The 14,213-nt window shown below is 69.9% G+C and carries 8 protein-coding genes; all 8 read right to left on the bottom strand.

Annotated elements, in window-relative coordinates; genetic code table 11:
* Window positions 1-2: 2 nt before the first annotated feature.
* The 8 genes from ACH0BZ_RS01355 to ACH0BZ_RS01320 all read right to left on the bottom strand — a co-directional run bounded on the left by ACH0BZ_RS01355 (window position 3) and on the right by ACH0BZ_RS01320 (window position 14,199).
* Window positions 3-860: an LLM class F420-dependent oxidoreductase gene (locus tag ACH0BZ_RS01355; RefSeq protein WP_406896065.1), complete on the bottom strand. Its 858-nt coding sequence runs from the start codon at window positions 858-860 to the stop codon at window positions 3-5.
* A 209-nt stretch (window positions 861-1,069) separates the two neighbouring features.
* Window positions 1,070-2,179 (bottom strand): prenyltransferase, encoded by a 1,110-nt coding sequence (locus tag ACH0BZ_RS01350; protein ID WP_406896064.1) that lies wholly within the window; start codon window positions 2,177-2,179, stop codon window positions 1,070-1,072.
* Window positions 2,180-2,184: 5 nt separating this feature from the next.
* Window positions 2,185-2,910: a class I SAM-dependent methyltransferase gene (locus ACH0BZ_RS01345; protein ID WP_406896063.1), complete on the bottom strand. Its 726-nt coding sequence runs from the start codon at window positions 2,908-2,910 to the stop codon at window positions 2,185-2,187.
* Complete coding sequence (locus ACH0BZ_RS01340; RefSeq protein ID WP_406896062.1) at window positions 2,904-4,292, bottom strand: glycosyltransferase family 4 protein; 1,389 nt, start codon at window positions 4,290-4,292, stop codon at window positions 2,904-2,906. The genes ACH0BZ_RS01345 and ACH0BZ_RS01340 overlap by 7 nt, the downstream gene beginning before the upstream one ends.
* 441 nt (window positions 4,293-4,733) lie before the next feature.
* Window positions 4,734-8,693, bottom strand: coding sequence for a DNA-directed RNA polymerase subunit beta' (locus ACH0BZ_RS01335; RefSeq protein WP_406896061.1), 3,960 nt, complete (start codon window positions 8,691-8,693; stop codon window positions 4,734-4,736).
* A gap of 128 nt (window positions 8,694-8,821) precedes the next feature.
* The gene (locus ACH0BZ_RS01330; RefSeq protein ID WP_406896060.1) at window positions 8,822-12,334 is read right to left on the bottom strand and encodes a DNA-directed RNA polymerase subunit beta; all 3,513 of its coding nucleotides are present in this window, start codon (window positions 12,332-12,334) and stop codon (window positions 8,822-8,824) included.
* Window positions 12,335-12,771: 437 nt separating this feature from the next.
* Complete coding sequence (locus tag ACH0BZ_RS01325) at window positions 12,772-13,494, bottom strand: hypothetical protein (RefSeq protein ID WP_406896059.1); 723 nt, start codon at window positions 13,492-13,494, stop codon at window positions 12,772-12,774.
* Between the two features lie 18 nt (window positions 13,495-13,512).
* On the bottom strand, window positions 13,513-14,199 hold the full coding sequence (locus ACH0BZ_RS01320; protein WP_406896058.1) for a hypothetical protein: 687 nt from the start codon (window positions 14,197-14,199) through the stop codon (window positions 13,513-13,515).
* Window positions 14,200-14,213 lie beyond the last annotated feature (14 nt).

The raw sequence follows: 14,213 nt of genomic DNA, 5'->3' as shown, positions 1-14,213 counted from the left end.
CCTCAGTCCTGTGGCTGCAGCCCGAGCTTTCCCGCCAGGCGCTCGATGTAGGCGAGCACCTCCTCCTCCGACCGGTCCGGCGTGCCGTAGACGAGCTCGTCCACTCCGAGGTCGCGGTACCACGCGATCTTCTCCGGGTCCGGCTTGCCGTCGAGCACCACGACGTAGGGCGCGCCCTCCCGGCCCGCTTCGGCCCACAGTTCGCGAAGCCGACGCACGCTCTCGTTGATGCCAGTCGAGATGGGGGTGGTCATCCAGCCGTCGGCGCTGCGGACGATCCACGTGAGGTTCTTCTCCGTGCCCGCCCCGCCCACGAGTGTCAGCGGCCCGGGCGTGCGCGCGGTCTTGGGCCACGCCCAGCTCGGGCCGAAGTCCACGAACTCGCCGTGGAACTCGGCCTCCTCCTGGGTCCACAGCGCGCGCATGGCCTCGAGGTACTCGCGGAGCATGGTGCGACGGCGCGCCGGCGGTACGTCGTGATCGGCCAGCTCGTCGAGGTTCCAGGCGAAGCCCACGCCGAGAACCGTCCGGCCGTCCGACAGGTGGTCCACCGAGGCGATGGTCTTGGCGAGGGTGATCGGGTCGCTCTCCACGGGGATGGCCACGGCGGTGCCGAGGCGGATCGTCGTCGTCACGGCCGACGCCGCCGCCAACGACACCCACGGGTCCAGGGTGCGGCAATACCGCTCGTCGGGCAGCTCCGCGCCCCCGGTCCCCGGGTGGGCGGCCTCGCGCCGGACGGGGATGTGGGTGTGCTCGGGGACGTAGAACGCCGAGAACCCCGCTCGCTCGGCGGCCGCGGCGGCCGTGGCGGGGCGGATCCCGCGGTCGCTGGTGAACAGGGTGAGACCGAATTCCATGCGTGCTCCTCGTGCGCCCGACACGTGACCAGACAGGTGTCCAGCGGTGGTGTCCCGAGATTAGCGCACCGCACCGCGGACAGCACCACCATCCCCCGAAAATCGGCGACCCTGCCGGCGTATCGGCAGCCCATGTGGGAGTCGCCGACGCATCAGCAGGGTCGCCGATTTGTGGTTGTGCGCGTGCCGCGGGGACGGGGCCGCTCGCGTCAGCGACAGTCGACGCCCTCGCAGGCCGCGGGGTCGCCCGGCAGCGACTGCAGTCGCTGCATGGTGTGGTCGGAGACGTAGCGGAAGATCTCGTTACCCGGCGTGGTCCGCGAGAGCGCATCGGCCGCGAGCAGCATCGCCGCCGCCGTCCACGTGCTCAGCTCCACCGGCCAGCGCTTGCCGTCTGCGTAGACGAGGCCGGTCCAGTACGAGCCGTCCGCGTCGCGCAGGTGCTGCATGTTGGTGAACTGCTCGAGCGCCTGCTCGTGCAGCCCCGCCGCCTCGAGCGAGAGCACGAGCTCGCACGTCTCGGCGCCGGTCACCCACGGCCGGTGGTCCACGCAGCGGATGCCCAGGCCCTCCACCACGAAGTCATCCCAGCGGGAGGCCAGCCGCTCGGCCGCCTGCTCGCCCACCATGACGCCGCCGAGAACCGGGTAGTACCAGTCCATGGAGAACTCGGGCTTGGGCAGGAACAGTTCGGGGTGCGCGCGCAGCGCGTGGCCCAGACGGTCGGCGGCCGCGTCCCAGTCCGGCGCGGTCTCGCCGAGCTCCTCGGCGATCGCCACCCCGCACCGCAGCGCGTGGTGGATGCTCGACGAGCCGGTGATGAGGGCCTCCTCGCAGAAGCCCTTGTCCCCCGCGCCCCACCACATCTGGCCCTCGGGGCCCTGGAAGAGCAGCACCAGATCGAGCGCACGGCGCACCGTGTCCCACATCGACTCGAGGAAGCCCGGGCGGCCGGTGACGAGGTGGTGGTGCCACACGCCGACGGCGACGTAGGCGCAGAAGTTGGAGTCCGTCTCGTCGTTCTCCACCACGCCGTCCTGCCAGCGGATCGGCCACGAGCCGTCCGCGCGCTGCGTGTCGCGCAGGAACCCGTAGGCGCGTTCGGCGGCCTCCCACTGGCCGGCCACGGACAGGCCCATGGCGGACTCGACGTGGTCCCACGGATCGGTGTGCCCGCCCGTGAACCAGGGGATCTCGCCGCTGGGCTTCTGAACGGACGCGATCCAGGCGCCGGAGGCGCGGACGGCATCCTCGGACAGCACACCCGGGACGCTGGGCACGAGACGGGCGCGGAGGTCCCCGGTGGTCGGAGCAGCCACGGGCGTCAGACCCCCGCGCTCTCGGGCTTGCGCAGGTAGAACACGATCGACTTGCCCATCACGGGGTTGAGCAGCTTCTCGGCCGTGCGCGTCACCCACGGGCCCTTCATGAGGTCCCACACCAGGAGCTTGTGATACGCCTTGGGCAGCGGGTGGTCGTCGTTCTCCGTGCCCACCGCGCACTTGAGCCACCAGTACGGGGCGTGCAGCGCGTGGGCGAAGCCGGTGCCCGTCACCTCGAGGCCCGCGGCGCGGAGCTTGTAGCCCAGCTCCTCGGCCGTGTAGATGCGGCAGTGGCCGCCCGGGTTCGAGTGGTAGTCGTCCGAGAGCTTCCAGCACAGCTTCTCGGGCCACTCGCGCGGCACCGTCACGGCGGCGAGCCCGCCCGGCTTGAGGATGCGCACGAGCTCGGAGATCGCCCTGGTGTCCTCCGGCACGTGCTCCAGCACCTCGGAGATCAGCACGAGATCGAAGGTCCCGTCCTCGTACGGCATGTTGAGCGCGTCGCCGACGAGCGCCTCGCCCTTGGACTCCGGTAGGCCTTCGCCGACCTCCTCCATCGCCTCGAGCATCTCGCCCACCTGGCGCATCTCGTCGGCGTTCTGGTCGAAGGCGGTGACGTCGGCGCCACGCCTGTAGAGCTCGAACGTGTGTCGGCCCATCCCGGCCCCCACGTCGATGGCCCGCATGCCCGGGCGTACACCCAGACGGTCGAAGTCCACGGTCAGCATGCGGCGTCCTCCTGCTCACGGATGTCGTGCCGGCCGGACCCCGGGAGGGTACCGGCCTCGTCGTCGGTGACGGTCTCGTCGGCGAGGTGCTCGTCGATCTCGGCCTGGTCCGGCCCGATCACCGGGCCGGCGGTGAGGTCCGGCAGAGCCTCGCCGCGGACCCGAGCGATGGCGGTCTGGTACACCTCGACGGTCCGGCGGGCCACGGCCGCCCAACTGTAGCGCTCCATGACGCGCGCCCGGCCGCCCTCGGACAGGCGTCGGCGCTCGCCGGGATCAGCCAGCAGAGCCGAGATCTCGCGGGCCAGGGCGTCGACGTCGCCGGGCTCCACAAGCCGCGCCGCCGAGTCGTCGGTCCCCACCACCTCGGGCAACGCACCGGCGCGGCTGGCGACGAGGGCGCAGCCACTCGACATCGCCTCCACCGCCGGCAGCGAGAACCCCTCGTACATACTCGGCACCACCGCGATCTCGGCCGAGCCGACCAGATCGGCCAACTCGTCGTCATCCACCCCCGACACCAGGTCCACGGCGTCCCGCAGGCGGAGGGTGTCCAGCAGCTTGGCGGCCTCGCCCTTCTCCTTGAGCTTGGACACCAGCGTGAGCCGCACGCCGGGGTGCTCCTCGCGCACCCTGGCCAGCGCGCGCAGCAGGACCGGGACGCCCTTGAGCGGCTGGTCGGCGCTGGCCACACAGACCAGGCGACCGGGCTCGCGCTCGCGCCCGGCGTGGAAGCGGTCGGTGTCCACGCCCAGCGGGATGGTGACGATCCGGTCCGGGTCCACACCGAAGTCGCTCGCGATGTCGGCGGCCGAGTTGCTCGAGACCGTGATGATCTCCTCGAGCTTGCGCGAGACCCGCTTCTGCATGCCGAGGAACCCGAACCAGCGCCAGGTGGTGATCTTCTTGCGCAGCGGCGCCTCGGCCATCGCCAGCTCGCGGTCGCGCGTAATGGGGTGGTGCACGGTGGCCACCACCGGGAAGCCCGCCTCCTCGAGCGTGAGCAGCCCGGAGCCGAGGCACTGGTTGTCGTGAACCACGTCGAAGTCGCCGAGGCGCTTTGTCAACTCGCGCGCCGCACGGAGGCTGAAGGTGCGTGGCTCCGGGAACCCGGCCGACCACATGGTGATCACCTCGAGCACGTCGATCCAGTCGCGGATCTCGCGCGGGTGCGGGGTGCGGAACGGGTCGGCGTCGTTGTACAGGTCGAGGCTGGGGATCTTGGTGAGCGTGGGGCCCGGGTCGAGTTCCGGGTAGGGCTGGCCGGAGAAGACCTCGACGGTGTGGCCGAGCGCCGCCAGCTCGCGGCTCAGGTGCCGGACGTAGACACCCTGCCCACCGCCGTGGGGCTTACTCCTGTAGGAGAGCAACGCTATCCGCACCGTTCGATCTCCTCCTTCCGCCTTCTCGGGCTCGGCGCCGTCCGCGCACGCGGCGCCCCGGGCACATCTGTGCAAGTCTAGAACACGTTCAGGACGGGAAACGATCTGGCAGGTCACCGCGGCGCTGCAGCTCCCGGCGACGGCGGGTGAGCACGAGTGGCGACGTGAGTCGGGGTCGATCTCCGCCGCGATCGAGGCGTCCCTCCGCTCGGCGAAGGGGGTGGTGACGACGACGCCGCCCGCGTGTACCGGGAGGTCGATCCGCCCGTGAGGCCGGTTCCGCGGGTACCGGGGCTGGTGGTGTCCACGTGAGCAGCATAGGGATGGGCGGGGCCGGACGGTGGTCCGAAATCGGCCGGACCCCCGCCCGCGCGAGGCGGGCGGGGGTCCGGGGGCGATGCCGGGCCGGCAGGCGCGGGGCGCTGGCGCCCGCTCCGGCGATCAGTAACCCAGGTCGTCCAGGCGGACCGACGCACCGGTGGTGTCGCCGAAGCCGTCGTCCGGGCCGTAGAAGCCGTCGCCGTAGTCCGGGATGGAGTACGCGGCAGCGCGGGCCTCCTCGGTGGGCTCGACCGTGGCGTTGCGGTACCGGTTGATTCCGGTGCCGGCCGGGATGAGCTTACCGATGATGACGTTCTCCTTGAGACCCACGAGCTTGTCCGAACGCTTGTTGATCGCGGCGTCGGTGAGCACGCGGGTGGTCTCCTGGAAGGAGGCCGCCGAGAGCCACGAGTCCGTGGCGAGCGAGGCCTTGGTGATGCCCATGAGCACCGGGCGGGCCGAGGCCGGCGAGCCGCCCTCGGTGAGGACCCGCTTGTTCTCGGCGGTGAGCTCGGCGCGCTCGACCAGGGCACCGGGCAGGAACTCGGTGCTGTTGGACTCGTTGATCGCGACGCGGCGCATCATCTGGCGGACGATCACCTCGATGTGCTTGTCGTGGATCGACACACCCTGCGAGCGGTAGACCTTCTGCACCTCGTCCACGAGATGCTTCTGAACCCCGTTCGGACCGAGGATCGCCAGCACCTCGTGCGGGTCCGCCGGACCCTCGAGCAGGGCCTGGCCGCGCTCGACGTGGTCGCCGTCGACCAGCGGCCGGGACGAGCCGTCCTCGAGGTCCATGTAGGCAAGGCCCTGACGCTTGGAGAGCTTCTCGTAGACGATCTCGTCCGCGCCGTTGTCCGGCACGATCGTGATCGTGTAGAACCGCTCCTCCTCCTCGAGGCGGATACGGCCCGCCTCCTCGGCGATGGGCGCCTTACCCTTGGGAACGCGGGCCTCGAAGAGCTCCTGGACGCGCGGCAGACCACCGGTGATGTCGTCACCGACGCCACCCTGGTGGAAGGTGCGCATCGTGAGCTGCGTACCGGGCTCACCGATGGACTGGGCGGCGACGATGCCGACGGCCTCGCCGATGTCCACGAGCTGGCCGGTCGCCATGGAGCGGCCGTAACAGGTCGCGCACACGCCGGTGCCGGTGGTGCAGGTGAGGACCGAACGGACCTTGACCTTCTCCACGCCGGCGGCGATGAGCGCCTCGATGGTCGGGTCGCCGAGATCGGTCCCGGCGGCCACGATCACCTCGCCGGAAGCGTCGAGCGCGTCCTCCGCGAGCGTGCGCGCGAACGTCGAGGTCTCGACGTGCTCGTCGCGCTCGAGCGCACCGGTCGGCACGCCCTGGGCGTCCACGACGGGCCGGGCGATGACCGTCTCGATGCCCTTGGTGGTGCCACAGTCGGTCTCGCGGACGATGACGTCCTGCGACACGTCCACCAGACGACGCGTGAGGTAGCCCGAGTCGGCCGTACGGAGCGCCGTGTCGGCCAGACCCTTACGCGCACCGTGCGTGTTCATGAAGTACTCGAGCACCGTCAGGCCCTCGCGGAACGACGACTTGACGGGCTGCGGGATGAACTCGCCGTTCGGGCGCGTCACCAGGCCCTTCATGCCGGCCAGCGAGCGGATCTGGACCATGTTGCCCGCCGCGCCCGACTTGACGATCGTCGGGATCGGGTTGGTGTCCGGGTAGTGGGCCTCCATGGCCTGCCCGATCTCCTCCGTGGCCTCCTGCCACAGCTTGACCAGGTCGGCCTTGCGCTCCTCGTCGGTGATCTTGCCGAGCGAGAACTGCGACTCCAGGCGGCTGGCCTTGGCGTCGTAGGACGACAGGATCTCCTGCTTCTGCGGCGGCACGAGCACGTCGGACATGGCGATGGTGACACCCGAGCGGGTGGCCCAGTAGAAGCCCGCGTCCTTGAGCTTGTCCACGGTCTGCGCCACGACGACCATCGGGTAGCGCTCGGCCAGGTCGTTGATGATCACGGCCTGACGCTTCTTGGGCATCTGCTCGTTGACGAACGGGTAGTCCACCGGGAGCAGCTCGTTGAACAGCACGCGGCCGAGCGTGGTCTCGCAGGTCCACTCCTGGCCGGGGGTCCAGCCCTCGGGGAACTGCTCGGCCTCGACCTCGGCGGTCGGACGCTGCTGCGTCATCCGCACCCGGATGGTGGCGTGGATGTCGAGCAGACCCAGATCGACGGCCATGATGGCCTCGGCCGGGGTCGAGTACACGCCGGTGGCCGGCGCGTCCGTCGCGGCCTCGGTGTACTCGCCGGTCGCGCCCTCGTCGCCCCGGGTCAGGTAGTACAGCCCGGTGACCATGTCCAGTCGCGGCATGGCCAGTGGGCGCCCCGAGGCGGGCGAGAGGATGTTGTTCGAGGCCAGCATGAGGATGCGGGCCTCGGCCTGCGCCTCCGCGGACAGCGGGAGGTGCACGGCCATCTGGTCGCCGTCGAAGTCGGCGTTGAACGCCTCACACACCAGCGGGTGGAGCTGGATGGCCTTGCCCTCGACGAGCTGCGGCTCGAACGCCTGGATACCGAGGCGGTGCAGCGTGGGCGCGCGGTTGAGCATCACCGGGTGCTCGGCGATGACCTCTTCGAGCACGTCCCACACCTGGTCGCGCTGACGCTCGACCATGCGCTTGGCGGACTTGATGTTCTGCGCGTGGTTGAGGTCCACGAGACGCTTCATGACGAACGGCTTGAACAGCTCGAGCGCCATGAGCTTGGGCAGGCCGCACTGGTGCAGCTGGAGCTGCGGACCCACGACGATCACGGAGCGACCCGAGTAGTCGACGCGCTTGCCGAGCAGGTTCTGGCGGAACCGGCCCTGCTTGCCCTTGAGGAGGTCCGAGAGCGACTTGAGCGGGCGGTTGCCCGGGCCCGTGACGGGCCGGCCGCGGCGACCGTTGTCGAACAGCGCGTCGACGGACTCCTGGAGCATCCGCTTCTCGTTGTTGACGATGATCTCGGGCGCGCCGAGGTCCATCAGCCGCTTGAGGCGGTTGTTCCGGTTGATGACGCGACGGTACAGGTCATTGAGGTCCGAGGTGGCGAAGCGGCCACCGTCGAGCTGGACCATCGGACGCAGCTCCGGCGGGATCACCGGGACGGCCCCGAGCACCATCGCGGCCGGGTTGTTGCCCGACTGCAGGAAGGCGGAGACCACCTTGAGGCGCTTGAGGGCACGGATCTTCTTCTGGCCCTTGCCGTTACGGATCACCTCGCGCAGGGACTCGGCCTCGGCGTCGAGGTCGAAGTTCTCCAGCAGTGCCTGGATCGCCTCGGCGCCCATGCCGCCGGAGAAGTACTCCCCGAAGCGGTCGTCGAGCTCGCGGTAGATGCTCTCGTCGACGACGATCTGGTTGGGCTCCAGCTTGGTGAAGGTGTTCCAGATCTCCTCGAGGCGGTCCAGCTCGCGCTGGGCGGCCTCGCGGAGCTTCTTCATCTCCTTCTCGCCGCCGTCCTTGACCTTGCGGCGCGCGTCGGCCTTGGCGCCCTCGGCCTCGAGCTCGGCGAGATCGGCCTCGAGCTTCTTGGCGCGCGCCTCGATATCCGAGTCGCGCTCGTCCTCGATGATCTTGCGCTCCTCGAGCATCTGCGCCTCGAGGGTGCTCAGCTCGTTGTGGCGCAGCTCGTCGTCGACCTCCGTGATGACGTAGGCCGCGAAGTAGATGATCTTGTCGAGGTCCTTGGGCGCGATGTCGAGCAGGTAGCCCAGGCGCGACGGCACACCCTTGAAGTACCAGATGTGCGTGACCGGGGCGGCGAGCTCGATGTGGCCCATCCGCTCGCGGCGCACCTTGGCGCGGGTCACCTCGACGCCACAGCGCTCACAGATGATCCCCTTGAAGCGCACGCGCTTGTACTTGCCGCAGTAGCACTCCCAGTCCCGGGTGGGGCCGAAGATCTTCTCGCAGAACAGGCCCTCCTTCTCCGGCTTGAGGGTGCGGTAGTTGATGGTCTCCGGCTTCTTGACCTCGCCGTAGGACCAGTTACGGATGTCCTCGGCGGTGGCGAGGCTGATGACCAGCTCGTCGAAGTAGTTGACGTCCTGCACGTAGGCGTCCTTTCCCGGGTGGGATGGTGGCGGGCCCCTCGGGGGCGGTGGGGCCGGTGTGGGGCCCGCCATGGTGGAACTGAAATTCTGCGGGTGCGGGCAGGGGCGCCGGGCGCCCCCGCCGCCTACTACTGGGCCAGCTCGTCGGCCGCCGAGGACTCGTCGCGGGACAGGTTGATCCCGAGGTTCGCGGCGGTGCGGTCGAGGTCGTCGTCCTCGGCACCCTCGCCGAGCGAGACGGCCTGGCCGTCACTGGAGAGCACCTCGACGTTGAGGCACAGCGACTGCAGCTCCTTGAGCAGCACCTTGAACGACTCCGGGATGCCGGGCTCGGGGATGTTCTCGCCCTTGACGATCGCCTCGTACACCTTGACGCGGCCCACGACGTCGTCGGACTTGATCGTGAGCAGCTCCTGCAGGGTGTACGCGGCGCCGTAGGCCTGCATCGCCCAGCACTCCATCTCACCGAAGCGCTGGCCACCGAACTGGGCCTTACCGCCGAGCGGCTGCTGGGTGATCATCGAGTACGGACCCGTCGAGCGAGCGTGGATCTTGTCGTCCACCAAGTGGTGCAGCTTGAGGATGTACATGTAACCCACGGACACCGGGTACGGGAACGGCTCACCCGACCGGCCGTCGATGAGCGTGGCCTTGCCGTCGCCGGCCACCATGCGCTCGCCGTCGCGGTTGGGCAGCGTGCAGCCGAGCAACCCGGTGATCTCGTCGTCCGACGCGCCGTCGAACACGGGGGTCGCCGTGTTGGTGTCGGCCTCCACGCGGTGGAGCTGCTCCGGCAGCTGCTGCGCCCACTCCGGCATCGAGCCGTCGGCCTCCTTGGGGACCTCCCAGCCGGCCTTGGCCAGCCAGCCGAGGTGGGTCTCCATGATCTGGCCGATGTTCATACGACGCGGGATGCCGTGCGTGTTGAGGATGATGTCGACCGGCGTGCCGTCGGGCAGGAACGGCATGTCCTCCTGCGGGAGGATCTTGCCGATGACGCCCTTGTTGCCGTGGCGGCCGGCGAGCTTGTCGCCGTCCTGGATCTTGCGCTTCTGCGCCACGTACACGCGGACCAACTCGTTGACGCCGGGTGGCAGGTCATCGTCGTCGTCCTCGCGCGAGAACACGCGGACGCCGATCACCTTGCCGGACTCGCCGTGCGGCACCTTGAGGGAGGTGTCGCGCACCTCGCGCGCCTTCTCGCCGAAGATCGCGCGGAGCAGGCGCTCCTCGGGGGTCAGCTCGGTCTCGCCCTTGGGCGTGACCTTGCCGACCAGCACGTCGCCGTCGCGGACCTCGGCGCCGATGCGCACGATGCCGCGGTCGTCGAGGTCCGCAAGGACCTCGTCGGAGACGTTGGGGATGTCGCGGGTGATCTCCTCGGCGCCCAGCTTGGTGTCGCGGGCGTCGATCTCGTGCTCCTCGATGTGGATGGACGTGAGCACGTCCTCCTCCACGAGACGCTGCGAGAGGATGATGGCGTCCTCGTAGTTGTGGCCCTCCCACGGCATGATCGCCACGAGGAGGTTCTTACCGAGCGCCATCTCGCCGTCCTCGGTGCTCGGCCCGTCGGCCAGCACCTGGCCCGCCTCGACGCGCTGCCCCTCGTCCACGATCGGCTTCTGGTTGGCGCACGTGCCCTGGTTGGAGCGCGCGAACTTGGCCAGGCGGTAGGTCTGGCGGCCCCCGTCGTCGTCCATGACGGTGATGAAGTCGGCCGAGACCTCCTCCACGACGCCCGCCGAGCCGTTGACGATGACGTCGCCGGCGTCGACGGCGGCACGCAGCTCCATGCCGGTGCCCACGAGCGGGGCCTCCGAGCGGACCAGCGGCACCGCCTGGCGCTGCATGTTGGCACCCATGAGGGCACGGTTGGCGTCGTCGTGCTCGAGGAACGGGATCATCGCGGTGGCCACGGAGACCATCTGGCGCGGCGAGACGTCCATGTAGTCGACCTCGTCGGCAGGGACCCGCTCGACGTCGCCGTGGCGTTTGCGCACGAGGACGGTCTCGTGGGCGAACCGCATGTCGTCGGTCAGCGTGGAGTTCGCCTGTGCCACGACGTGGCGGTCCTCCTCGTCGGCGGTGAGGTAGTCCACCTCGTCCGTGACCATGCCGTCGACGACCCGACGGTACGGGGTCTCGATGAAGCCGAACGGGTTGATCCGCGCGTATACCGAGAGCGAGCCGATGAGGCCGATGTTCGGGCCCTCGGGGGTCTCGATCGGGCACATGCGGCCGTAGTGCGAGGCGTGGACGTCGCGGACCTCGAGGCCGGCGCGCTCACGCGAGAGGCCGCCGGGCCCGAGCGCCGAGAGGCGACGCTTGTGCGTGAGGCCCGACAGCGGGTTGTTCTGGTCCATGAACTGCGACATCTGGGAGGTCCCGAAGAACTCCTTGAGTGCCGCCGTGATGGGCCGGATGTTGATGAGGGACTGCGGGGTGATGGCCTCGGAGTCCTGCGTGGTCATGCGCTCGCGCACGACGCGCTCCATCCGGGACAGGCCCACGCGGACCTGGTTCTGGATGAGCTCGCCGACGGTGCGCAGGCGGCGGTTGCCGAAGTGGTCGATGTCGTCGACCTCGACCGGCACCTCGCGTCCGCCCTCGACCTGCATCGAGGTCTCCCCCGCGTGCAGACGCACCAGGTACTCGATGGTCGCGGCGATGTCCTCACGCGTGAGCGTGGTGGTGGCGTCGCCCTCGGGGTCCGGCAGCCCGAGCTTGCGGTTGACCTTGTAGCGGCCGACGCGGGCCAGGTCGTAGCGCTTCTCCTTGAAGAACAGGTTGTCGAGCAGCGCCTCGGCCGACTCGCGGGTCGGCGGCTCGCCCGGACGGAGCTTGCGGTAGATCTCGAGCAGCGCCTGGTCGGTGTCCTCGACCGTGTCCTTCTCGAGGGTGGACATCATGATCTCGGAGAAGCCGTAGCGCTCCTTGATCTCGGTGGTGGTCCAGCCGAGCGCCTTGAGGAGCACGGTGACGGACTGGCGACGCTTGCGGTCGATACGGACGCCGACCGTGTCGCGCTTGTCCACGTCGAACTCGAGCCACGCGCCGCGAGACGGGATCACCTTGACGGAGTGGACGTCCTTCTCCGTGGACTTGTCGCGCGACCGGTCGAAGTACACGCCCGGCGAACGAACGAGCTGCGAGACGACGACGCGCTCGGTGCCGTTGATGATGAACGTGCCCTTGTCGGTCATCATCGGGAAGTCACCCATGAAGACGGTCTGCGACTTGATCTCGCCCGTCTCCGTGTTCTCGAACTCCGCCGTGACGAACAGCGGCGCCTCGTAGGTGCGGTCCTTCTCGCGGCAGTCCTCGATGGACGCCTTGACCTCTTCGAAGTACGGCTCCGAGAAGGAGAGCGACATGGAGCCGGAGAAGTCCTCGATCGGGGAGATCTCCTTGAGGATCGCCTCCAGGCCCCCCTCGAGGTTGGTGACGCCGCGCGCGGCGGCCTCCTGGGTCCACGCGTCCGATCCGATGAACCACTCGAACGACTCCGTCTGGAGGTCGAGCAGTCCCGGAACCGGCAGCGGCTCGGAGAGCTTCGCGAACGAGACCCTCCTGGGCGCACCGGGGACGGTGGAGACTGACGTGGTCTGGCGGGAGACTGCCAAGATGGGTCCTTCCAGCACCTCACGTGATCGCCTCGGACGGCGACCACAGATGTATCTGCGAGCGGTCCGCCGACGGGTATCGCCCCAGGTCCGAGAGGTGTGAGAGCTCGTTGAAGACCCGACGGGAGGCCGGGGACGAGCCGTCACGGGACGGACGAGAGGGCAAATAGCAGCCAGCGCAACGTCCGAATCTACGTGATGGCGGCGCGGAAGTCCAGCCGTCGACGGGGCGGCGCCCCGGAGGCTGTGCGCGTGTGCGCGCGTCGGTCCCGACCTCTGCGCTGGCGGCCCTCGTGGGTGATCCCTCCGGGGATCCCCTCCTCGGCCCCCGATCGCCGGGGCGACGCGTCTCGGGCGTTGTGACCTGCCCGACGCACCTAAAGAGTGACGCCTCTCGCGCCGTTCGTCAAGGATTTGTGGCGGAACCGCCGGGATCGTGTCCCGCGAACCGGGTGTCAGGAGGGCAGGTCGGGGATCCTCGAGAGCTTCCAGACGCCGTCGATCCGGTCGAGGCCGACGAGGTAGGTGCCGATCGTGCTGCCGGCCGCCTGGCCCCCGCGGGTCATCGAGACGTCCTGCACGAGCAGCACTTCGGCGCTGTCGCCGGACAGGTGCGTCACGCCCGCCTCGCGCACCTGGGCGTCGACCTCGGTCTCGGTCTGTTCGTAGGTGTCCTTGAGCGTCGCCCAGTTCTCGTCGAGCTTGGCCACGAGGTCCGGGGTGAGGAACTCGTCGAGGGAGTCGTGGTAGGCGTCGAGCTCCTCGTGGTCGATCGACACGAGGCGCTGGACGTTGGTGGAGGCCGCGGTGAGCACCTCGTCGGTGGCCCCCCGGTCCACGAACGCCCGGTTGGGCGTGTCGTCGCCGGTCCGCGCGAGCACGATGCCGGTGATCCCCGCCGCCCCGGCCACCACGCCCACGACGACGGCGAGGACCGCGAGCACCAGACCGACGGGCAGACCCCGGCCCCGCCGCTCCCCCGCCTCCCGGGTGGTCGGAGCCCCAGGCGGGTGGCCGCCGACGGCGGGTCCCGCCTCCGCGCCCGCGGGCTCCCGCCGGGCCCCGCGGGCCGGCTGCCCGGCGGTGTCGGCCGGTCCGGTGGGCGTGCCGGCGGGCCGCCCGGCGACCCGGCGGCGGGGCGGCGTGGCCGGCTTCTGGTTCCTCTTGATAGGGGGCATCGGCTGTTCCCGCCTTCCTCAGCGTCCGCCGCGCGACGGCGCGGGCTCGGTGGGCTCGTCCGCTCCCCCGGCGTCCTCGGCCGGGTCCGCGTCCTCGGCCGGGCCGGAGCCGGCTCCCGGATCCTGCAGCTCCTGCACGGATCGGCTCGACTCGCCGACGGGCACCGTCACACCCACCTGCTCGACCGCGGACGCCTTCCAGGCGTCCTCCACTCGGAGCAGGTCCACGCGCATGGCCTGGCGGCCCGTGATGGTGTCCTGGCCCTCGCGCTCGGAGTGGGCGGTGAAGACGACGAGGACGGACGCCTCGCCGGCGTCGAGGTCGAGCGCGGACACCGCGGTGTTGGAGACGGTGGCGGTGGTCACGGCCTTCTGTTCCACGACGCGATCCCGCACCTCGGCCGACCACTGCTCCTGCTCGGCGAGGAAGTCGCCGGTGGACACGCCGGACAGGTTCTCCAGGGACTGGTCCACGTTGCGGTGGTCGAAGCTGAAGGCGTTGATGATCACCTGCGAGGCCACATCCGTGACCTCGTCCCGCTGGGCGGCGACGTCCGACTCCGCCCGGGCGTCCGAGTAGAGCATCCAGCCGACCACCGCGAGGGCCAGGCCCACGACGAGGACGAGTGGGGCCACGACGTACAGCCACCGCGGCACGCCGGCGCGTACGCCCGCTCCCCCGGTGGCGGGTTCCTGCGAACTCATGGCGGCGACGCTAC

Source organism: Dietzia sp. 179-F 9C3 NHS, assembly GCF_045369825.1.
In the GTDB taxonomy this organism is placed as follows: Bacteria; Actinomycetota; Actinomycetes; order Mycobacteriales; family Mycobacteriaceae; genus Dietzia.
Note: the sequence above shows the minus strand (reverse complement) of the source record. Positions and strands in the feature narration are given on the sequence as shown.